This is a genomic window from Agrobacterium sp. GW821-FHT14E08 (assembly GCF_058803865.1).
Genome location: NZ_JBXAPJ010000006.1, coordinates 35,978 through 57,429 on the forward strand (window position 1 = coordinate 35,978; position 21,452 = coordinate 57,429).

Below are 21,452 nucleotides of genomic sequence, written 5' to 3' on the forward strand. Positions count from 1 at the left end.
TGATTAAACGTTTAATCACGATAGTCGAGCAAAACCGCCCTGTCGAGTCCGGACCGGGGCAAAACCGGGCGAAAACCGAGGCATAAAGTCTAAATGCCCGAAAAAAGTGCTATTATTTTTTAGAGCTGTGGATTGCTGGCGGCACGATAGGCCTCCACCTGCCGCACCAACCAGTCGCGAAACAGCACGACCGGAACATGGTTGGCGCGCGAAAGCGGCGCCACGGCATAATAGGAGCTGGGGCTTTTGGCCTGGTGATCGAAGGCTTTCACCAGCTGCCGCGATTTCAGCTCATTATCGATCAGGAAAAGCGGCATCAGCGCCACGCCCAGTCCGGCGATGCAGGCCTGCGCCACGCTGGAAAACTGCTCGAAGCGCATGCCCTGGGGCAGGGCAAGCGACAGGCCGAGGCTTTCAAACCAGTGGCTCCATGCGCCCGGCCGCGAAGCCATGTGCAGAAGCGGAAGCGCCGCAATATGTTCGCCCTTTTCGATTGGATGCGCCTTCAGGAACTCGGGACTGCACACCGGGGCGACCATTTCATGCATCAGAAAGGTGCTTTCCGCCCCCGGCCAGTCCGCCTGACCGATATGGATCGCCATATCCAGCTGCTCGCGCTCAAAATCGAATTGCCCGATGCGGGTGGCGAAATTGATGGTGATTTCGGGATGGTTCGCCACGAAATCCGGGATACGCGGCAGAAGCCAGCGGGTGCCGAATGTCGGCAGCATGGCAAGGTTCAGCGTATTGCCATGCGTTTTGGTCATGATCTGGAGGGACGCGGAGCGTATCTCGCCAAGGGCTGCGGCAATCGATTTCGCATAGGCGCTGCCCTCGGTCGTCAGCGCCACCCCGCGTGCGCCGCGCTCGAACAGGCGCACGCCAAGCTGTTCTTCCAGTGACATAACCTGCCGGCTGATCGCCCCCTGCGTCAACGCAAGCTCGTCCGCTGCGGCGGAAAAGCTGCCGAGCCGGGCCACGGAATCGAAGGCGGCGAGCGCACTGGTGGAGGGCAGGAGTTTGCGGCTGAGAGACGTCATGAGCCATTACTATATGTAATGCAAAAATGAGTAAACATGGCTTGTGCCGACTGGCTCTAATACCAATAATCCGGCCAGCAAATCCGGAGGCATCACGTGAGCGAACACGCAGCATTCAATTGGCAGGACCCTTTTCTGCTCGAAGACCAACTGACCGACGACGAGCGGATGATCCGCGACGCCGCCGCCGCCTTCGGCAAATCGGAACTTCTGCCGCGTGTCTCCGAGGCCTATCTCTCCGAAACAACCGAACCGGAACTGTTTCGCCTGATGGGCCGAACCGGCCTGCTCGGCGTCACCCTGCCGGAAGAATATGGCGCAGCCAATGCAAGTTACGTGGCCTATGGTCTCGTCGCCCGCGAAGTGGAACGGATCGACAGCGGTTACCGCTCGATGATGAGCGTGCAGTCCTCGCTCGTCATCCATCCGATCTTCGCCTATGGCTCCGACGAGCAGAAGAAGAAATATCTGCCCGGCCTCGTCTCGGGTGAACTGATCGGCTGTTTCGGCCTGACCGAGCCGGATGCCGGTTCCGATCCGGGCGGCATGAAGACCCGCGCTGAAAAGATCGCTGGCGGCTATCGCCTGCGCGGTTCGAAAATGTGGATTTCCAATGCGCCGATCGCCGATGTCTTCGTCGTCTGGGCGAAATCGGAAGCCCATGACAACCAGATCCGCGGTTTCGTGCTGGAAAAGGGGATGAAGGGACTTTCGGCCCCCAAGATCGGCGGCAAGCTGTCGCTGCGCGCCTCCATTACGGGCGAGATCGTTCTGGACGGCGTGGAAGTGGGTGAAGACGCGCTGCTGCCCAATGTCTCCGGCCTGAAAGGCCCGTTCGGCTGCCTCAACCGCGCCCGTTACGGCATTTCCTGGGGGGTCATGGGTGCGGCGGAAGATTGCTGGTTCCGCGCCCTGCAATATGGTCTCGACCGCAAGCAGTTCGGCAAGCCGCTGGCCGGCATGCAGCTTTATCAGAAGAAGCTCGCCGACATGCAGACCGAAATCGCCCTCGGCCTTCAGGCATCGCTCCGCGTCGGCCGGTTGATGGACGAACACAGAATGGCGCCGGAAATGATCTCCATCATCAAGCGCAACAATTGCGGCAAGGCGCTGGATATCGCCCGCCAGGCCCGCGACATGCATGGCGGCAACGGCATCCAGATCGAATATCACGTCATGCGCCACGCCCAGAACCTTGAGACGGTCAATACCTATGAGGGCACGCATGACGTCCACGCGCTAATCCTCGGCCGGGCGCAGACGGGCATTCAGGCGTTTTTCTGAGGCTTTCTCGGCGTCGAGGAGTTAGGCTTACAGAGGCCTGAAACCTCTCCTTCGTCATGCTCTGGCCTGTCCCGAGCATCTGCAACCGATTGATCTAACCCTACGTGGTTGGATCCTCGGGACAAGCCCGAGGATGACGGCGAGAGTGAAGGGTTCTGCATCAAAAAAGGCCTTCGAAGATCACTTCGAAGGCCTTTTGCTTTTCAACTCAGGTGGCGGCTCAGAAGGTCCCGCGCACACCGATGCCGAACATGCGCGGTTCGGTCATGCTGGCCTCGATGCCGCCAATGCCGCGGTTTTCCTTCATCAGCGTCGGTGCACGCTCGTCGAAGACGTTCTTGACGTAAGCGTAGAATTCAAGCTCTTCCTTGAACTTGTAGCTCGCCCGCAGATCCGCGATCGTATAGGGGTCGATCGCATAAATGGCCTTGTTGTCCGTGTCCGAATAATAACCGTCGAGATGGCGCACCTGCCCTGAAACGGCGAATTTATCGGTCACGTCCCAGCTAGCGCCGACGGTGAAGCTGTAACCCGGCGATTTGGCGAATTCCTTGCCGACATAGGCGGCGTTGCTGGAAATCTCGTCGATCTTCGTCTTCAGCAGACCCGCGCTGGCCTTCAGTGTCAGATTGTCGAGGACCTGATAATCCACACCGATTTCCAGACCGTAGGCATGGGCCTCCTCGGCATTGACGGTGTAGGATTCGCTGATGCCCGTGGAGACAACCACCGGCACGTTAAACTGGGCGTTTTTCATGTCCATATAGAACAGGTTGCCGTTCACCGTCAGCGTATCGTCCAGCAGGTTGGCACGCGTGAACAGCTCGTAGTTCCAAATGGTTTCCTTGTCGAAGGTCCGCCATTTGCTGGTCGTCAGGTCGAATGCGACGCCGCCGGGATTGTAACCGCGGCTGATCAGGCCGCCGACTGTCCAGTCGTCATTGATGGCGTAGGCAAGCGAGGCCTTTGGCAGAATTTCCGAGAAGGTTTCGTCATAATTGACCGAGCTTCTGGAGGTCGCGCTCAATGTGCGATAACCGTTGCGCTGAATCTGGTCCTGCTGGTAGCGCAGGCCGCCGGTCAGGGTCCATTGATCGGTCAGGCGATAGCTCAACTCGCTGAAAAGACCGAGATTGTCCTTGGTATCGTCAAATCTGGATGTCCCGCGTAGATAAAGAACTTCGTCAGCCTGCGTGTGGGCGTAATAAATACCGGCAACACCGCTCAGCACATCTTCCTGATCGCCGAAGGTCACGCGCGTTTCATGCGACGTGTTCTTGAGATCGACATCCGCATCGCCATTATTCGCAATGCCGACCCGGCGCTTGGCGATGGACGAGGAAAACTGCGTCTGGTTGAACAGTTTCACTCCGTTTTCGAAATCATAATTGACGTCCAGAATTCCGGTATTGGTATACTGGCTGAAGCTCGGCATCGTCGTGGTAATGTGGTTGAGATCCTCGAAGGGGCGCGATGCCGCCTCCTGGCTCGGCCGGTTCGAAGCGTTGTAGGAATAGGTCAGCTTGGTCGAAAGGCCGGGAATTTCAGCCGGTTCCCACAGAAGCTTGAAGCGTCCGTTGAACTCCTTGAAGTTCTGGTCCGTGCCGTCATGGGCAAAAGCCGAGCTAATGTAATCGATGAAGGTGTCGCGGCCGGAATAGTCGATCGCCATACGCGCCGCCAGCTCATCTTCGATCAGGGGGCCGGAAAGTGCGAATGAACCCCGCTTCTGGTGATAGTTGCCGATTTCAGCCTGATAGGATGCCTCCGGCGTAAAGGTCGGGTCCTTTGTATTGACGATGATCGCACCGGCAATAGCGTTGGCACCCTGCGACGTGGTCTGCGGGCCGCGGAAGACTTCGATGCTGTCGACATCCCAGATGGAGGAGGCGCCATAGATGAATTCATTGTAGCCGAGATAGTGGCCGTCGACATTGATGGTTGCGCGCGGCACCGTGCCGGTGAAAAAGGCGATGGAGCCCGTATTCGGTCCCTGCGTGTCCTGCCCGCGAATGATGGGCGCGCTGACATTGTCGGTATAGACGATGTTCGGGATATCCTTGATCGCTTCGGATACGGTCGGGTCGCCGGTCTTTTCTTTCTTGATTTTCTCGCTGGAGACGACCGAAACGGACGACGCCGTATTCTTCATGTCGCGCGCGACTTTTTCACCGGTCACGACAATCGGCTTGAGAACGGTCGTTCCCGGCGCCGCAGCCTGCTGATCCTGACCGAAAACCGGCGTCACAAACAAAGCCGACAGCGTCACAACGCTGACCCCGCTCATCAAACGACCGCTAGAACGAAACCCCATCACACACCCCTAAATAAACATGAGTATTAAAGTCATATTCAAGTAACGGAAGCGTTATCTGTTTCGCAATAGAGAATGCGTTCTGTATTGCGGACAATCAGGGTTCCGCAAGGGGATGTGCCATATTTACAACAAAGTTTATCGACCTGCCTTTCCGCCCCTCAACGATGGGACCTGGAACTGCATGGCGAGCGCGCCAGAAATCGATTCCGATTTCCCGGCCGATGAGTTAGGCATGGTCACGCCATGAATGGGGGAGCGGGCTTGAACGCCATGGATGAAGAGCCGGAAAATCTGTCGGAAAACGAGGGGGAGAAGCGCTCTGCCCTCATCCAGTCGGTGTCGATTGCGGCGCGCTTTCTCAATCTTCTCGCCAGATCGGACAGGGCGCTTGCGCTCGGCGAACTTGCAAAACGCGCCGGCACCGGCCGCTCGACCGCGCACCGTTACCTGCAAAGCCTCGTGCGCGAAGGGCTGGTGACGCAGGATCCAGCAAGCGGCAGCTACGATCTTGGTCCGGCGGCGCTTGGGATCGGCATCAGCGCGCTCAGGCGAATCAATCCGGTCGAAACCGCCGGTCGGCAGATGAAGAACCTGGCCTCGCAGATCGGCGCCAGCTGCGGTGTGGCGATCTGGACCGATCGTGGCCCAACCGTGGTGCAATGGCATCGGAGCGCCAGCTTCTCCATCAGCACCGTGGCGCTCGGCGATGTTCTGCCGCTGGACAACAGCGCCTGCGGGCTGGTTTTCCAGGCTTATCTGAGCGCTGACAGAATAGCGGCAGTGCGCAAGCTGCAACCGGCAGCCTTTCGCGGCTCCCGTCCCGACACCGGAATTCTGCACGGCATTCGGGAAACAGGTGGCGCGGAACTCAACGAACATCTGTTTTCAGCCCTCACAGGCAAGGCCGCCCCGGTTTTCGACGCCCAGGGCGAAATCTGTTGCGTCGTCACCACCGTATCCTTCCTGGCGACTGCCGAGACCGAGGGCCATTTTCAGCAGCTTCTCGAAGCCGCCAGAAAGGCAACGACGGAATCCGGCGGATCGTAATTCTATTCGGCCAGATGCTCCGCGAAGGTGCGGCCGGAATAGGCCGTGCGGAAAAGCCCCGCATCGCCAAGCCGGGGAAGCAGCCGCTCCAGCACCAGCCGCATCGACGCGACAGAACCGCCCGGCACCGCGACAAATCCGTCTATCGCACCGGCCTCCGTCCATTCGCGGATGGTCTCGAAGGCATCCTCCACCGTGCCGATGATCTGCCAGTGACCCGATCCCATTACTTCGGGCCGCCGCAGCAGATCGCCGACGCTCAGCGTTTCCCGCTCTATCAACCGGCGCAGCAGATTGGCATGGGTACGGCTTCTGGGTGTTTCGGGCGGCGGCGGCAAGTCTGAGGCGGTGACGACCCGCGTGAGCGGCCAGTCCGAGAGATCCAGACCAGTCAGATTATGAATGGATGCGAAGATACGGGCGTGATTGGCCCGCCCATGGGTCGCCGCAAACAGGTCCAGCGCCTCCTTTTTCGTGTCCGCCAGATAAAGGCTGAGACCCGGCATCAGCTTCACCCCGTCGGGCTTGCGACCATGACCCTCAGCCCGCCGTCGCAAATCCGCCCTGAGTTCGATGGCGGCCTGCATATCCGGCGTGGAGGCAAAGACCGCATCCGCAACGGATGAGGCGAAATCGCGCCCTTCCGGCGAAGCCCCCGCCTGCACCAGGGGAATGCGGCTGGCATGGGCCGGCAGGTTGAGCGGGCCTTTGACGCTGAAATGCTTTCCCGCATGCGCGAGCGGCCGCACCAGCGACGAATCGGCAAAACGACCGCTTTCCTTGTCCAGCTTCAGCGCCTCGTTTGGAAAACTCGCCCAGAGCTGCCGCACCACCTGCGTGAACTCGGCGGCGCGTTCATAACGCTCCTGTGGCGACGGCATTTCCTTGAGGCCGAAATTTTCATGGCCATCCAGAGCCGTGACGATGTTCCACCCCGCCCGGCCGTTGCTCAGCCAGTTCAGCGACTGTATCTGGCGCGCAACCACATAGGGCGGCAGGAATGTCGTCGAAACGGTGGATAACAGACCAACATGGCTGGTCTCCCGCGCAATTGCGGCAAGAAGCATGGTCGGGTCCATGCTCGCAAATGCGCCGCCGGTTTCCAGACCCTCGGTGCGCAGGAAAAGCGTGTCGGGACGAAACACGAAATCCACATGCGCGGCTTCCGCCCGCTTCGCCAGATCGACGAAATAATCGCTGGAAAACACCCCGCCTATATCGCTGTCCGCACGCCGCCATGCCTCGCCGCTGAGCCAGGTTGGGGCCAGCGACATGCCGACGTGAAGCTTGAGCGCGACTGACATAATTCACCTCGACTGAAATAATCCGAAAGAAATCCACACCCTGAATCGGCAAATTTCGATTTGTGGAGAGTTTTACTATAGTTTAGTGTCGCTTCAAGACCGCACCGTCGTCCTTGCCGGAAGGAAACCCGATTTCCGCTCGTTCGATGTTTAAATTCAATGCCTTATACTTTCCTTGCGGCGTCTCGACGCATGGATCCATGAATAACAGGAGTTGTATCCGGTGCTTGACGCCACGGACCTTCACGCCAGCTACGGCCCCAGCCCTGTCTTGCAGGGACTGTCCACCCGCTTTCAAGCCGGCCGCGTCACCGCGCTGGTCGGTCCCAATGGTTGCGGCAAGTCGACGCTGTTGAAAACCATCATGGGTTTCGTGCCTTTATCGTCAGGCGGGATAAGCCTTGGCGGGCGTTTGATCGACGAGATCGGGCGTCGGGAACTGGCCCGCCGCATCGCCTATCTGCCGCAGGAATGCCATTGCCCCGACTATATGACGCTTGGTGAATTGATCGAGCTTGCGGGTTATGCGCGTTACGGGCTTGGCGGCGGTCCGTCCGAGCGCGACCGCGCACTTTTTGCGGAGGCGCTGAGGATCGTCGGGCTGGAAGACAAGGCAAGGGCGCAGGTCAACACGCTGTCCGGTGGCCAGCGTCAGCGCGCCTTCATCGCCATGGTGCTGGCGCAGGACACGGACGTGATCCTGATGGACGAGCCGGTCAACCACCTCGACATGAAATATCAATATGCCGTTCTCGGCCTCGTGCGCGAGCTGACGGACAGGCACGGCAAGACGGTCATCGTCGTGCTGCACGATCTCAACCTCGCCTCCACTTTCGCCGACGATGTCATCATGCTGAAGGCCGGGCGGGTTCTGGCATCCGGGCCGGTTGCAAAAACGGTTACGCCCGAAAATGTCGCTGAGGTCTTCGATCTCGAGGCCGACATATTTTCCCGGCAGGGGCGGCTCATCTGCGTGCCCCGCCTCGAGCGGCAGAAACAGGCAATTCCGGCATGACGTCGAAAATAACGCTGATCTTCGCCGAGGCCCTGCTGCTGGCCATTATTCTCGTCATCAACCTCGTGCTGATGGCTGCCGACATGCCACTTGCCGAAATCGTGGCGACAATTCTGCGTGGCGATGCCGAAACCTATGAACAGTCGGTTCTCCTCTATCAACAGATCCCGCGCTTGCTGATCGCGATCTATGTCGGCGCCACCACCGCCGTCAGCGGCTGTGTGCTGCAGGGCCTTGCCCGCAATCCCCTCGCCTCGCCCTCCACCCTGGGCCTGAATGCAGGTGCGACGCTTTTTGTGGTCTCCGGCGCGCTAGTGTTCGATTTCCCTTCCGAAATGCAGGGGCTTGTCGCGCTTTTCGGCGCCGGTTTCGGCTTTGGCGCCTGCTTCCTTGTCGCCCGGCTGGCCGGACGGGCAAATGATCCGCGCGGCCTGTCGCTCATCCTTTCCGGCGCACTCGTCTCCATGCTGCTGATCGGCATGACCAACGCCCTGCTTCTGTCAAACCCCACACGGCGGGCCGAATTCCTGAGCTGGGTCGGCGGCAACATCAACCATGTCTATGCCGAGCGCCTCACCGATTTCTGGTGGATCGGCGCCATTGCGCTGGCAATGCTCTGGTCGGTCGCCCGCCCGCTGACGCTTGTTCTGCTGGGTACGGAAAAAGCCGCCTCCGCCGGCGTCAATGTCACGCGCGTTTCGCGGGTCGCACTTTTCGCCACCATGCTGGCCTCCGGCTCGGCCGTTGCCATTTGCGGTCCGATCGGCTTTGTCGGCCTCATCGTGCCGCATATGGTCCGGCCGCTGGTCGGGGTGGACTTCAGGCTCGCTTTGCCCGCTTCCGCCCTTGTCGGTGCGAGTCTCTGCATACTGGCGGACCTTGGCGCGCAGACCCTGTTCAGGCCCTATGTGGTCAATACCGGGCTGTTCATGGACCTGCTCGGCGGCCTTGTCTTCATCGTCATCGTCAAGCGCTTTTATCTTTCGCCTTCAGCACGGGGGCTGTCATGAGGAAGCAATTCGCCACCGATGGCAAAGCCGTCCTTCGGCTGCCGGGCGGCCTGCAGCTTGGCATCGGCAATCTGAAAGCCGGCTTTGCGCTGATCCTGCTGGCGCTTTCGCTCGCCGCCATTTCCGCCAGCCTCGGCAATACCGAGACAGGTCTCATCGAACTCCTGCGCGGCCTTGCCGGCGGGCATCTGAGCGACGATCAGGCCTATGCGCTGTGGACGGTGCGGCTGCCGCGCATCCTGCTCGGTTTCATGGCCGGCTGGAGTGTTGCGCTGGCCGGCGCCATGCTACAATCCGTCGCCCGCAATCCGCTCGCCGATCCCGGCCTCTTCGGTCTCAGCCAGGGATCAATGACCACCATCATGCTACTTCTGGTGCTGGTGCCGGCCGCGCCAAAGACCCTGGTGGCGGTTGCGGCCGTCGGCGGTGGCCTGGCCGTGGCTTTCCTCCTGATCGCGCTTGTCGGGCGCGAACGTTCCAGCGGGCTTGCGATCCTGTTGATGGGCATCGCAATCGAATCCGCCCTTTCCTCCGTTTCCTCCGTGCTTTTGCTCTACACGCCGACGGAAACCTCGCTGTCGCTGGCGGACTGGATGGCAGGTTCGCTGTTTCAGGCGAGCTGGTCGACCATTCTCGTTTTCGCGCCACTTTTCACGGCGAGCCTTGTCGGCATTTTCCTCATCGGCCGGGCGCTCGCAGTGTTCGATCTCGGCAATGAGATGGCCATGGCGCTCGGCGAAACGGTCAAACGCTCGCGCCCGCTCGTCATCGTTTTCGCGGTCATCCTCAGTGCCGCTTCCGTCACGGCAGTCGGCCCCCTGACCTTTCTCGGCGTTATCGCCCCGCATCTCGCCACCTTCGTTTCGCCCGCCGTCGGCCGCGCCAGGCTTTTCCTGTCCGGGCTCACCGGCGGCATTCTGGTCGTGACCGCCGATACGCTTTCGCGTGGTTTGGTGGCCGACACGCCGATGCCGATAGGGCTTGCGCTGACGCTGATCGGCGTGCCGCTTTTTATCCTCACGCTGCGCCTGCAGGCGCTGCGCAGAACCAACCGCCACTGAATACATTGAACAAAGGGAATGCCATGCGATTTGCCATCCTCGTTGCAGCACTTCTGACCGCCGGAAGCGGCCTTGCCGCTGAGCGAACCGTCACCGATGCCGCCGGCCGCACGGTCTCCGTTCCGGAAAAGCCGCAGCGCATCGTCGTCATGCACGAGCCGCTTCTGGGCGTACCGCTGATGGATCTCGGCGTCAATGTGGTCGGCGCCTATGGCCGCAACAGCGACGGCAAATTTGCCACCGCCGTCGATTTCATCGACACTGTTCTCGGTGAAGGCCGCACGAAACCGAAAGGTTTCGGCGCAGTCGGCCAGATCGACCTCGAAAAGCTGCGGGCGCTGCAACCCGATCTGATCGTCGCGACGGAAATGGATAGCGGCAAGGCCGAGCAGCTTTCCACCGTGGCGCCCGTCTATCTGCAAAAGGTAAGCACCGGCCACACCTACGGTTTCAGTGTCGAGGAAGATCTTTCGCGTCTGGCGGGCAGAAGCGACGCCTTCGCAGAGCGCCGCAAAATCTATGACGAAAAACTTGCCGCCGTCAAAAAAACGCTCGGGGAAGACGCAAAGGGCAAGACCTATCTCGCCATCCTGCTGACCGACCAGATCAATGCGGTGGGCGACATGTCCGGTGCGGTGCAGGCGCTGGAGGATCTGGGTTACGCGCGGCTGAAAATCGACAACGCCACCTCATCGGGCGGGCTCGGTTCGACCCTGACAATGCCGCTCAGCGCCGATGCTTTCGGCAAGCTCAACCCGGATCTCCTGGTGGTGATGAACAGCTATAACAGCCCCGCCCGTGGCGAAGCGGGAACGCGCGCCGCACTTGAAAAGATCATTCCGGGCTGGGAGCGCTTCGTCAAACCGGCACGCGAGGGCAGGATCGTCTTCCTCGATTCCACCAGGGTCACGACCCCATCCATCCCCAGCGCGCTCCACACGCTGGACGCCGTGGAAGGCTGGGCGGGCCATCGCTGATCGCTCTTCCCCAACGCAGATACCCGGCGCCTGCCATGCGCCGGGTATAAACTTGAGTTTTTGAAGAAAGTTATATTGCGAGCTCCGGAAGCGCCTGTTATGGTCCGCGCATCTGACGCAACACCACCGGATCGCTCGCCGGAAAATTCCGATGCGCGATTGTCCGGCAAGCCGATCCGGGACAGCGAGACCGCCGACCCCATCGGCGATATCCCAGGAAAGACAACAGCATGACCATGCCAGAATCCATAGACCCCTCCATTCCCGACCGCACCCCCAAACGCCATCGCCACGCCGTCAAGCTGCGTTGCCTCGATGTTAGCCGCGTGGAAAAACTCAGCCGGTCCATGGTGCGCATCGTTTTGACGGGGCCGGAACTGGAGGGCTTTGCCAGCCTTGGCTTTGACGATCACGTCAAGATGTTCTTCCCCCTCCCCGGTGAAACCGAGACCAACCTGCCGGTGATCGGCCCGAACGGTCTTGAATTTCCCGAAGGTGCGCCCCGCCCGCTGGCGCGCGATTATACGCCGCGCAGCTTCGATGCGGAAAAGGGTGAAATCGCCATCGATTTCGCCACGCATCATGACGGCCCTGCCAGCAACTGGGCAAAATCCGCCAAGGTGGGTGACAAGGCGTGGATTGCAGGCCCGCGCGGCTCATTCACCATTCCCTTCACCTTCGACTGGCATCTGCTGATTGCCGACGATACCGGCCTTCCCGCCCTTGCACGCCGACTGGAAGAGATGCCTGAGGGCACACGCGTCGTCGCCCTGATCGAGGTCGAGACGGACGCTGATCGCCTGGAACTCGTCACGAAAGCCGACGCTTCGATCATCTGGGTAACGCAGAACGGCGCAGGCGGGGCCAATCACGATGCCCTGACGCAAGCCCTGCGCGAACTCGACTTTCCCGAGGGCGATTTCTTCAGCTGGGTCGCCTGCGAATCGAAGACGGCCAAAGACCTGCGCACCCTTCTGGTCGGCGAATTCGGCGCCAATCCCAAGTGGACCCGCGCTTCCGGCTACTGGCGGCGCGGCGCAAGCGGCGTTCACGATCATTTCGATGAGTGAGCCGGTAATCGCGGCGGGGGCGAGGCTGGAGGCGAAAATGATGACGACGGAACTCAAGGCTCATCTCGCCAAGGTTCTCGACGATGAGGTGGTGGATATCGGGCCGAATGCCAACCTGTTCGGCTGCGGGCTTCATTCGCTTGCCCTCATGCGCCTGATCCCTCCGCTTTCGCAACTCGCTGGCACGCGCCTTGACTATGATGATCTCGCCCGCCAGCCGACGCTTGCCGCCTGGCAGGCGCTGATCGAACGGTCGCGTGCGGAACATTGATCCCAACAAAAGACGGGACTTGCCGCAGCGGGCGCAACGCCCCCGGACATGTCCCCACGCACTTCCAAGGAGAGGACCATGGCAGCAGACAATTCGCGCATGCTTGCGCGTCGCATCGAAGAAACCTTCGATGGTGCGGACACGTCCCCGCGGGGCGGATCGCAGCCAAGCCAATATGAGGAGCGGGTCTGGTTCTCGCAGTTTCAGGACCCCGATCAGGTCTTCCGGCATATTCTCACCTACCGCATCGGCGGCGAGAGCGACCTCCTGCGCCTCACATCGGCACTGGAGACGGTTTGCGCTGCATGGCCCGAACTTCGCGTGCGGTTTTCCTTCGGGGAAGACGGCACCCTTGCCAAGAGTGTCGAAGCGCCATCGGCCTCTCTCGTGCAGCTGTTTCAGGCGCCTTCGACAGACGAGGCGATAGCCCTGCTGCACGACCTTCAGGCAAGCCCATACGACGCGGAAATCGATCCGCCGTTTCAGGCGATCGTGCTTTTGAGCGAAGGAGAGGTGATACTGGCGCTTCTGGTGCATGGCCTGCTTGGCGAAACCCTGTCATCGCAGACACTTCTGGAAGCTATTGCCGCCGCCTATGCCGGCGAGGCACCAAAGCCGCTTTTACCGCGCATCGCCGAAACCGGCATCGTCAATCCCCTTCCGCTGCCCTGGTTGCAGGGGTCGGCTTCCGGCACGCATGTGATCTCTTTACGGGACAGCGGGGCGAAACCAGCGAGCCATAGCCACGGCGTCGATCTCCCGGCCACCCTGCTTGACCTCGACGGCTCAGCCACGACCGAAGCGCTTCTGGCACGCGCGGGCGCCCGTTTCGCACATTTTATCGCAGCCAACGGTAACCTTGATACGGTTACCCTGCGCCTGCCGTTGCAATCGGGCGGCGAGACCGGCTTGCCGCTTCCTGCGGACGCGGTCGCCCGCGTGTCGATCCCGCGTGGCCAGTCGCTGCCGGAGGCCGAAAAGGCCCTGCTGGCGGGCCTGCAACGGAAAATCGGAAACAGCAGCAAACACAACGACGAAGCGGCCACCTTCACCTTGCAGGCGCTGGCAACGTCAGCTGAAACCTCATCCGTCGAACGCCTCCGGTTCGAGCGCCTGCCGCTCCCCTCGCTCCAGTCCGGCCTCGGCCTGACGCTTGCCACCGGCAGCACGGTTGACGGCCATATCCGCCTGGAGCTGACGGGCGGCAAGGAGACCTCCCCGCATGCGACGGCATTCCTGCTGGAACGCTTCGTCACCGATCTCGAAGGCGGTGCGGATTTTTCCGCCATCACGCATTCGATCCCTTCCGCAGGAGTGGCGGCGGCAGCATCCCTGCCCGCCACCTCTTACTCGAACGATGACGAGACTGCCGCAACGATCCTTGCCGAATTCCGCGAGGCGCTTGTATCTCCCGACATGGGGCCGGATGACGATTTCTTCGACTTTGGCGGTCATTCGCTGATCGCCACCCGCATCATCGGACGCCTTCTCAGCAATCACGGCATCGAAGTGCGGTTCAACGACCTGTTCAGCTATCCGACCGCCGCATCGCTTGCGAAACAGGCGACCCGTCTCGAAACCGCAGCGCCTGCACAGTTGGAGTCCACGGAGACCGGTTCGCTCACGGCACCGCTTTCGCTGGCGCAGATGTCGCTCTGGAAAGCCTATGCCGCTTTCGGTTTCGGCGAGATATTCAACATACCCTTCGCCCTCGACTTCCTCGACCCTGTCGATGAGAGCGCCTTCGAATGCGCATTCCTCGATATTATCGAGCGCCATCCCGGTCTGCGGACCCATTTTTACGTCGAGAACGACACGGTTCTACAGAAGATCGTGCCCATGCACGACCTGCCTGACTACAAATGGTTCTGGACCAGCGAAGAAAGCGAAAGTGTGGACCGGCACGCGGAGGCTTCCTGGCGGTTCGATCTTTCCCGCGAATTGCCGATGCGGCTGCGTTTCCTGCGCAATCCGCAAACCGGCGGCCAGGTGCTCTCCTTCCTCTTCCACCATATCGTCCTGGACGAATGGTCGGTGAACCTGATGATGGATGAGCTGACAGAAGCCTATAGGGCAAGGGCAGCGGGCAAGGCCCCTGTCTTTGCGGGCAAGCCGGCGCCCTTCCATGAATTCGCCAGAAAACAGGTGGCATCGGGCGTCAATGCCGACCATCTTGCCTATTGGACCGATATGCTGCGGGATGCACCCAAGGGTCTTGTGCTGCTCGGCCAGGACAGCAGGCCGGCAGAAGCTTCGCATGACGAGGCGCCGGCAGGCGGCTGGATCGAGTTCAAGCTGGAGAAACACGTCAGCGACGGGCTTTACGCCATCGCCAAGCAGAACAGCGCCTCCCTGTTCAACGTCGTTTATGCCGCCATTGCCGCGTCACTGCGGCATCTGGGCGGGCTGAGCGATCTGGTGGTCGGCACGTCGGCATCCGGCCGCACCGATAGCGGCTATTTCGATACGATCGGTTATTTCACCACTGTTGTCGCCCACCGCGTACGTTTCCGCGAAGAGATGACGGTCGGCGAGCTGATTTCATCGGTGAAGAACACGGTCAACGGTTCGCTGGAACACAGCGAAATCCCGATCGATCTGGTCGAAGAGGCACTCGGCATGACGCCGGGCCGCGACCATCTGTTCGAGGTGTTCATCCAGATCCACGCCAAGAACAAGCTGAACGGCACGCTTTCCGGACCGGACGGCAAATCCGTCGAGTTCAGGCAGATCGATCCCGACAAACACGAATCCATGCTGGGGCTGCAATTCGAGGTGATGGAAGAGATGATTGGCGGCGAACGCTCCATCCGCGTGCTGATGAGCTACCGCTCCGACCGTTACGGCCCGGAGGATGTCGACCGGCTGCGCAGCACCACCAGCGGCGTCTTCAGCCGTTTCGCCGAGGCAGGCGCTTCGAGCCGGGTGCTGACGACACTGACCTGAGTGCGGGCAAGAGCGCACAGAAAAACCCGGCTTCGCATGGCGGCGCCGGGTTTGTTTTGTTGACGAAACTGGAAACCTCTCCCAGCCATCCTCGCCGCTTTCTCCTCCGTCATCCTCGCCCTTGAGGCGAGGATCCACGGGCCGGTGGAGTTATGGATCCTCGGGTCGAGCCCGAGGATGACGTCGCGCGTGGGGAGACGATCATCACCAGCCTCCTGCTATTCATCCCATGCCACCAATGTCGGCACGCCATTCAAACCGCCAGGCGGAACCTCGCGGAAACCTCTTCAGCCGCAACCGCCAGCGCCTCGCTGTGCAGCATGGCATCCAGAAACAGCGGCAGCTCCTCACGATAACGCGCGAAATCGTCCGCTTCCGTCAGCGCCGAATCCGCGTCGATATGCAGGTTGAGATCGCTGCCGTCATCCTCGCCACGGAAGGTCAGGTTGAAGCCATCGCCGGGGCCATTGGCGAGAATGTGCCGGGAGACGACAAGCTCCGCAAAGACCGGTGCGCTGAAAGGCAGGACGTTGATGAGCGGAGAGAAAAAGAACCGCCGGCCCTTCGATATCTCCCGATCGGCGGCGATCTGTTCGATGCGGTAACGGCCATGCAGGCGCTGCTTGCGCAGATTGGCGGCATTGCGCGCCAGGAAGCCGCCAAGGGTTTCCTGCGGTTCGATTGTCAGATGGAACGGCAATATATTAACGAGCATCGCGGGCATATGCGCGCCAACGCTGCCCCAGCGGCTCATGAAGGGCAGCCACAGCGTCAGCACGTCGCGATCCGGGCGCGGCAAGTTGCGGTGAAGATAGAGGCCGGAGAGCAGCACCAGCAGGTCTGGCCAGCCGATCTCCAGTGCGCGGGATATATGTTGCAGCCTTGTGCTGAAACCTTCCGGCAATCCCGCATCGGCATGCAGGCCGCCACCGCCATAATCCTCACAATCCTTGTCCAGCACGGGCAAATCCACCGGCGGGGCAAGATAGGCCGTCCAGAAATCGCGGTCCTTTTCGAAACGGCGGCTCTGCCGATAGGCATCCTCCTCTGCCAGAAAACTGCCGAAGGGATGAAAATCGGGACCGGCCTCGCCCTTGCCGCAATAGTGCCCGTAAAGCTGCCCGCAGCGCTGCTCCACCAGCGTCAGGCCATAACCATCAACGACGATATGATGGGCGCGGATATACCAGAGGTAACGGTCGTCACTGATGCGATAAAGCACCTGCGCAGAGAGCCTGTCGGTTCGAAGATCAAGCCTTGCCTCAACATCGGCATTCATCCGCAGCATCGCTTCTTCGAAGGGGGCGAAGACGGTGCGCAGATCCACAAGCTCGACAACTGGGGCCTGGAGCGGATCGCAGCATTGCTGCGGCGTCTCGCCATCCTCACCCACGCGGAAACGAATCGACAGCACCTGCGATTCACGCACGGTGCGTTTGATCGCCTCAAGCAGGGCACCTTCATTCACGGCACCGGAAAGATCGATGTAATGGGCGACGGTGGAGACCGGCTCGTCGGGATGGAAGGAGAACTCCTCCCAGAAATCGAGTTGCGGCTGGGTCAGGGGAAGCCAGCCGCCGGCAGGATCAATATGCGCCATCTGTTTTTCCTTGGTTATTTCTATGATGTTCTGGCCGCGATGATGGAGCTCATGCCGCGGAAGCCGGTAAAAGCGAGCTGACCTGCCTGGCGCTGCGGCACCGTAAAAGCTGCTGCGGCGTCAATTCCACGCCGAAGGCGCTGCGGATTTCAGCCGAGACGGTTTTCAGATGCGACGGCAAGAGGCCAAGCGCCAGCAGATCGCTGTTCATGTCCACATTCGCGGGCCTTTTACCCAGCACGCCGAGATAGATATCCAGCACGCGGCGATCGCCCTGATCGGCCACCTTGACTGCCAAAGCCGCCGGCGTTTTCGCCGGTTCCGCAGCCGTCAGCAATTCGCGGGCGCGGCGGCGATCCGGTTTACCATTGGCCGAGAGCGGCAGGTCGGCGACATTGAGAAAACGGCCGGGCACGTGGGATTCCGGCAGGTGTCTACGGGCGAAACTGCGCAGATCGGCTGCGGAGAGCTCAAGGCCGGGCATCGGAACGTAAAGCACGCCGATGGCGGCCTCGCCTTTCTGCTCGGCACCGTAATCCACCACCAGCACCCGCTGGATGGAAGGGTGGCGGATAAGTTCGTTTTCTACATCCGGCAGCGAGACGCGCACCCCGCGTATCTTGACGTAGCCGTTGACCCGGCTTGCAAACATGATCTTGCCATCCGGCCGGTAACGGCCCCGGTCGCCGGCCCGAAACGCGCGGACCGCATTTCCGTCGGGATCGCTCAACGTCACGAAATCCGTATGGGTGATCGCGCCATCCTCCAGATAACCGATCGCCACATTCACGCCCACCGTGTGGATGCGGCCGACGACGCCGGCGGGGCAATGGCCGCCCTGATCGTTGAGGATGAAATATCGATTGCCGGGTAAGGGGTGTCCGTAGGGTATCGCCGTGGTGTCCTCTGCCACGATCTCATGCCAGATGCTCCAGATGGTCGTTTCCGTCGGTCCGCCAAGCGATATCAGCCGCATGTCGGGCTTCAGCCGGCGCATCTCCTCGATGACAGAAGGCTTGATGTAGTCACCGCCCTGCGCGACGAGCCGGAGCGAACCGAGCTGATCGCCGCGGCGGCAGGACAGGAGCATTTCAAGGATGGCCGGCACCGAGCACCACAGCGTCACGCCATGTTCGGCCACCAGTTCGTTCCAGCGAACCGCATCCTTTTCCTCGCCGGGTTCCGGCAGCACCAGCGTCGCACCGGCGGTAAGCGCGCCGAAGACATCGAAGACAGACATGTCGTGATGCAAAGGCGTGACTGAAATGAACACATCACTTGCCGTCACGCCCCATTCCGAGAGCGTGCTGCCGACGACATTGGCCGTGGCGCGGTTGGAAAGCACAACGCATTTCGGTTTGCCGGTCGTGCCTGACGTGTAGAGATAATAGGCCGGCTCCTCGCTCGCCGAAAGCGCGGCCAGTTCCGCCATGACAACGGGCACATCGGAAGTGGCCGGCGTCGACAGGAGCTCCTCGGGATCGATAGCCTCAAAGCCTTGCGGAACATTGCGGGCAACGATGATGGCCGGGCGGCAATTGGTCAGCAGGTAGCGCAGGCGGTCTTCCGGCGAACCGGCATCGACCGGCACCCAGATCGCACCCGTGAGCGCGGCGGCCAGCGTGATGGCCGTATGCTCCGGACTGCGCGGCAGGCACACCGCCACGACATCCCCGCGACCGACGCCACGCGCCTTCAGGCCGGCCATGGCCCGTGCCACCAAATCTGCGAGTTCGCCATAGGCGATACGCCGTTTGCCGCTTATCAGCGCCGTGCGCGACCTGTCACCCTCAAAAAGATGGGCGGCGATCCGTTCCAGAAATGGCGGGCAGACGAAGTTCCCCTCGTCGCCGTTCAACCGGTAATGGGAAAGATCGACGACCTCTCGCGGACTGAGCGAGAAAGTCCCGCGGGCCATAATCGCGGCAATGGCGCGTTCGATGGCACCGAGAATATCCGCCACCATTGCGCCATCGATCGCCTGTTCCGCATAATCGATATCGAGGACGAGATCGCCATCCGGATTTTGCGAAAAGCGGAAATCCAGCGCCACCTGCGGTGTCTGGGTCAGCCCGTCCGTCCAGCGCAGCGTGGATGCTTGCGAAAGCGTGGGCCAGGAGAGGCCGTTGGTGATGACCACCGGCAGCGCAAGCCCGCCCGGATTGGCGTTGAGAAGGATGCGATTGAGATCGATCCCCGAAAATGCGAGGTGGTTGAGGCCCTCAAGCACATCCGTTTGCAAAGCTGCGGCCCGCTCCGCAAAATCGCCCCTGGCCGCATCCCATTTGACCGCGATGAAGCTCGAGCGGTTGGCAAACGCGCCTTCCACCTGCGGGGCGACGGGAATGCCGACGACGAGAGCGCCTTCGTTCAGCCAAAGCGACAGCACATCGAGGATCACCGTCGTCAGCGCCGAATTCTTGAACAGCCGCTCTTTCGCGCCGATCCGTGAAAAGGTGGTAAAGCGTTGTTTTTCCACGGTCAGGCTCTGGCGGCTGTAGCGCGAAACGGCAATGGTTTCGAGCGCGGCTTTCCATGGCAATTGCGAGGGCACTTCCACACCCTCAAGTTTCTCCGCCCAATAGGCGGCGTCCTCGGCACGAGCCGCTGCGATATCCTGCTGCGCGGCGGTGGTTGTGACGGTTGATGCGGGCGGCACGACGTCATCGAAGAGTTCCGCCGCAAGGCTGGCTATTCCCCGTCCGTCGAGAATGAGGGCGTCGAAACGCAGGAAGACCACCACGCCATCGCCTGCCGCAATTTCCGGCAAGCGAAAGACCGTTACCTGCCAGGGAGAGGCGGCAAGATCGAAATGGGCATGCGAGAAATCCCGCCGCACAGCGTCCATCCGCGCTTCGGCTTCGGCAGCGGACAGGTTCGAAAGATCAACAATATCAAGGTTGAGCTTCGGCTCTTCTGAGACCACCTGCACCAGACGCCGCTCATCGATGCGGGTGCGCAGGCTTTCATGCCGCCCGACCATTGCTGTCAGGCGCGAGCGAAGCAATGCCGGATCGATATTGCCGCGATATTCTCGAAACTCCTGCATCGCCACGCCGCTGAGCGGCAGGTGGGTGCCACGACCGAGCAGATAGGCCTTTTGCAAGGCTGAGAGAGGCCGTTCCATGGGATTTCCTTTTGTCTGCGCTGTCGCTTCCGGCGCCTGCGAGCCGAATCGCTCCACAGTCTCGGAAACGAGATCGGGGCTTTCGGCGAGACGGCGAAGAAGCGCGGTGTAGGTGTTAAACAGGGCTCGCAGCCAGCTTTCCGGCAGGGCGTCGAGCCGCACGTCCCAGTTGATCAGAAGCCCGCCATCCAGCGCCGCAACCTGCGCATCCAGCGCAACGCCCGGCCCTTGCGAGACGGTGTGGATCATCGGACCGAACACCCGCCCGACGCGCTCGGAAAACAGCTCGCCACCGGCAAGATCGACACCTGCGGTGAAGACCACCGGCGAGCTTTGCAAACCGCCGCGCAGCCGGGAAAGATCGCGCATGACGCTGACGCCGGGATAGGACTGGTGCGCGAGACGCCCGTTCATCTCGTCAAAAAGCCGCCTAAGCAGCCGCTCCAGGCTCTCCGTGGGCCTGATATCGACACCGAGCACGAGAACATTGGAGAACTCACCGACGATGTCATCGCCCCCCTCCACCAAAGGCGCCCGCCAGAAACCCGGCACCGAAAGCCGGAATTTTTCCGTAGCCGTCGCCTGCGAGAGCGACAGGGCAAAAACACCGAGCAGGAGGGTGGACGTGGTCACGCAGCAGCGCCGCGCCAGCTGTTCCAGACTGCTGCGTTCAGCCGGTGAAAGCGTCGCGGCAAGGCGATCGGTATGAACGGCGCGTGACGCGTCATCGGGCAAGAACGGCAATGGCGGGGCGTCTGGAATATCGGCGATCTGTTGCCGCCACCACAGCCGATCCTTTTCACGCTGGGCCTTGAGTTCCGGATCGGAGAGAAGACGCTCCGCCCAGCTGAAAAAAGACGGCGGCGGCTCAGCCGAGAGCGCGCCTTCATCTGCGCCAGCTTCATAAAAACGGGCGAGGTCCTCCATCACGATTCGCACGCTGGCCGGATCGATCGCCAGCATGTCGGTATCCACATGCAGCCGGGTGCGGCCCTCGGGCAGCAGGCTGATCGACAGGGCCGCAGGCGGTGAGACACGGAGATCAGCCTGACGATGGCTCCACGCCTCACGCTTGAGGGCAAGACGATGCGCAAGCGCTTCCTCATCCAGTGCGGTCATGTCCTCCACGTCGAGGCGGAGCGGCCGGCCGGCGGGGTCCACACTCTGGCACCCTTCCGCATCGATCCTGAGGCTGAGCATGGGGTGACGCCGGCACAGTTTATCGACCGCGACAGCCAGTCTTTCCGCCTCCAGCCGCGGGCCTTCGAACTCGAGATAAAGATGCGGCGTAACTTTTCCGAGTATCCCGCCCGCCTCTCGACCGACCCAATAAGCACCCTGCATGGGGGTTAAATTTAGCATGTGACTTTGCACCGATTGACA

The 21,452-nt window shown here is 61.1% G+C and carries 14 protein-coding genes; 9 read left to right on the plus strand and 5 right to left on the minus strand.

Annotated elements, in window-relative coordinates; all coding sequences use genetic code 11:
- Positions 1 to 119: 119 nt before the first annotated feature.
- Positions 120 to 1,040 carry a LysR family transcriptional regulator gene (locus tag AC1ROR_RS20005; protein ID WP_003499002.1) on the minus strand — a complete coding sequence of 307 codons (921 nt, stop codon included), beginning with the start codon at positions 1,038 to 1,040 and terminating at the stop codon, positions 120 to 122.
- Positions 1,041 to 1,136: 96 nt separating this feature from the next.
- On the opposite strand from AC1ROR_RS20005, the gene AC1ROR_RS20010 reads away from it, so the two are divergent.
- A complete protein-coding gene (locus AC1ROR_RS20010; RefSeq protein ID WP_137039599.1) occupies positions 1,137 to 2,324 on the plus strand; it encodes an acyl-CoA dehydrogenase in 1,188 nt (395 codons plus the stop codon).
- Positions 2,325 to 2,544: 220 nt separating this feature from the next.
- On the opposite strand, the gene AC1ROR_RS20015 is transcribed toward AC1ROR_RS20010, so the two are convergent.
- On the minus strand, positions 2,545 to 4,638 hold the full coding sequence (locus AC1ROR_RS20015; RefSeq protein ID WP_498590472.1) for a TonB-dependent receptor: 2,094 nt from the start codon (positions 4,636 to 4,638) through the stop codon (positions 2,545 to 2,547).
- 273 nt (positions 4,639 to 4,911) lie between these two features.
- Between AC1ROR_RS20015 and AC1ROR_RS20020 the strand changes: the two genes are divergently transcribed.
- On the plus strand, positions 4,912 to 5,688 hold the full coding sequence (locus AC1ROR_RS20020; RefSeq protein WP_080839730.1) for an IclR family transcriptional regulator: 777 nt from the start codon (positions 4,912 to 4,914) through the stop codon (positions 5,686 to 5,688).
- Between the two features lie 2 nt (positions 5,689 to 5,690).
- On the opposite strand, the gene AC1ROR_RS20025 is transcribed toward AC1ROR_RS20020, so the two are convergent.
- Positions 5,691 to 6,992, minus strand: coding sequence for an NtaA/DmoA family FMN-dependent monooxygenase (locus AC1ROR_RS20025; RefSeq protein WP_498590473.1), 1,302 nt, complete (start codon positions 6,990 to 6,992; stop codon positions 5,691 to 5,693).
- Positions 6,993 to 7,206: 214 nt separating this feature from the next.
- On the opposite strand from AC1ROR_RS20025, the gene AC1ROR_RS20030 reads away from it, so the two are divergent.
- The 7 genes from AC1ROR_RS20030 (at position 7,207) to AC1ROR_RS20060 (ending at position 15,342) form a co-directional block, all read left to right on the plus strand.
- A complete protein-coding gene (locus AC1ROR_RS20030) occupies positions 7,207 to 8,007 on the plus strand; it encodes an ABC transporter ATP-binding protein (RefSeq protein ID WP_498590474.1) in 801 nt (266 codons plus the stop codon).
- Positions 8,004 to 9,017 (plus strand): FecCD family ABC transporter permease, encoded by a 1,014-nt coding sequence (locus AC1ROR_RS20035; protein ID WP_498590475.1) that lies wholly within the window; start codon positions 8,004 to 8,006, stop codon positions 9,015 to 9,017. Before AC1ROR_RS20030 ends, AC1ROR_RS20035 begins: the two co-directional genes overlap by 4 nt.
- The gene (locus tag AC1ROR_RS20040; protein ID WP_035227001.1) at positions 9,014 to 10,078 is read left to right on the plus strand and encodes a FecCD family ABC transporter permease; all 1,065 of its coding nucleotides are present in this window, start codon (positions 9,014 to 9,016) and stop codon (positions 10,076 to 10,078) included. Before AC1ROR_RS20035 ends, AC1ROR_RS20040 begins: the two co-directional genes overlap by 4 nt.
- A 23-nt stretch (positions 10,079 to 10,101) precedes the next feature.
- A complete protein-coding gene (locus tag AC1ROR_RS20045; protein ID WP_498590476.1) occupies positions 10,102 to 11,055 on the plus strand; it encodes an ABC transporter substrate-binding protein in 954 nt (317 codons plus the stop codon).
- A 230-nt stretch (positions 11,056 to 11,285) separates the two neighbouring features.
- Complete coding sequence (locus tag AC1ROR_RS20050) at positions 11,286 to 12,125, plus strand: siderophore-interacting protein (protein WP_498590477.1); 840 nt, start codon at positions 11,286 to 11,288, stop codon at positions 12,123 to 12,125.
- Entirely contained in the window at positions 12,118 to 12,396 is a 279-nt protein-coding gene (locus AC1ROR_RS20055) for a phosphopantetheine-binding protein (protein ID WP_498590478.1), read from the plus strand. The genes AC1ROR_RS20050 and AC1ROR_RS20055 overlap by 8 nt, the downstream gene beginning before the upstream one ends.
- A gap of 78 nt (positions 12,397 to 12,474) precedes the next feature.
- Complete coding sequence (locus AC1ROR_RS20060) at positions 12,475 to 15,342, plus strand: condensation domain-containing protein (RefSeq protein ID WP_498590479.1); 2,868 nt, start codon at positions 12,475 to 12,477, stop codon at positions 15,340 to 15,342.
- A gap of 253 nt (positions 15,343 to 15,595) precedes the next feature.
- Here the strand turns inward: AC1ROR_RS20060 and AC1ROR_RS20065 are convergent, their stop codons facing one another.
- Positions 15,596 to 16,942, minus strand: coding sequence for a condensation domain-containing protein (locus AC1ROR_RS20065; protein WP_498590480.1), 1,347 nt, complete (start codon positions 16,940 to 16,942; stop codon positions 15,596 to 15,598).
- Positions 16,943 to 16,991: 49 nt separating this feature from the next.
- The gene (locus tag AC1ROR_RS20070) at positions 16,992 to 21,431 is read right to left on the minus strand and encodes an amino acid adenylation domain-containing protein (RefSeq protein ID WP_498590481.1); all 4,440 of its coding nucleotides are present in this window, start codon (positions 21,429 to 21,431) and stop codon (positions 16,992 to 16,994) included.
- Between the last annotated feature and the right edge of the window lie 21 nt (positions 21,432 to 21,452).

What these genes read in the sequence shown, in the direction of transcription:
- AC1ROR_RS20005 (WP_003499002.1), bottom strand. Translation starts at nt 1,040, where the DNA reads ATGACGTCTCTCAGCCGCAAACTCCTGCCCTCCACCAGTGCGCTCGCC.
- AC1ROR_RS20015 (WP_498590472.1), bottom strand. Translation starts at nt 4,638, where the DNA reads ATGGGGTTTCGTTCTAGCGGTCGTTTGATGAGCGGGGTCAGCGTTGTG.
- AC1ROR_RS20020 (WP_080839730.1), top strand. Translation starts at nt 4,912, where the DNA reads ATGGATGAAGAGCCGGAAAATCTGTCGGAAAACGAGGGGGAGAAGCGC.
- AC1ROR_RS20025 (WP_498590473.1), bottom strand. Translation starts at nt 6,992, where the DNA reads ATGTCAGTCGCGCTCAAGCTTCACGTCGGCATGTCGCTGGCCCCAACC.
- AC1ROR_RS20035 (WP_498590475.1), top strand. Translation starts at nt 8,004, where the DNA reads ATGACGTCGAAAATAACGCTGATCTTCGCCGAGGCCCTGCTGCTGGCC.
- AC1ROR_RS20040 (WP_035227001.1), top strand. Translation starts at nt 9,014, where the DNA reads ATGAGGAAGCAATTCGCCACCGATGGCAAAGCCGTCCTTCGGCTGCCG.
- AC1ROR_RS20045 (WP_498590476.1), top strand. Translation starts at nt 10,102, where the DNA reads ATGCGATTTGCCATCCTCGTTGCAGCACTTCTGACCGCCGGAAGCGGC.
- AC1ROR_RS20050 (WP_498590477.1), top strand. Translation starts at nt 11,286, where the DNA reads ATGACCATGCCAGAATCCATAGACCCCTCCATTCCCGACCGCACCCCC.
- AC1ROR_RS20055 (WP_498590478.1), top strand. Translation starts at nt 12,118, where the DNA reads ATGAGTGAGCCGGTAATCGCGGCGGGGGCGAGGCTGGAGGCGAAAATG.
- AC1ROR_RS20060 (WP_498590479.1), top strand. Translation starts at nt 12,475, where the DNA reads ATGGCAGCAGACAATTCGCGCATGCTTGCGCGTCGCATCGAAGAAACC.
- AC1ROR_RS20065 (WP_498590480.1), bottom strand. Translation starts at nt 16,942, where the DNA reads ATGGCGCATATTGATCCTGCCGGCGGCTGGCTTCCCCTGACCCAGCCG.
- AC1ROR_RS20070 (WP_498590481.1), bottom strand. Translation starts at nt 21,431, where the DNA reads ATGCTAAATTTAACCCCCATGCAGGGTGCTTATTGGGTCGGTCGAGAG.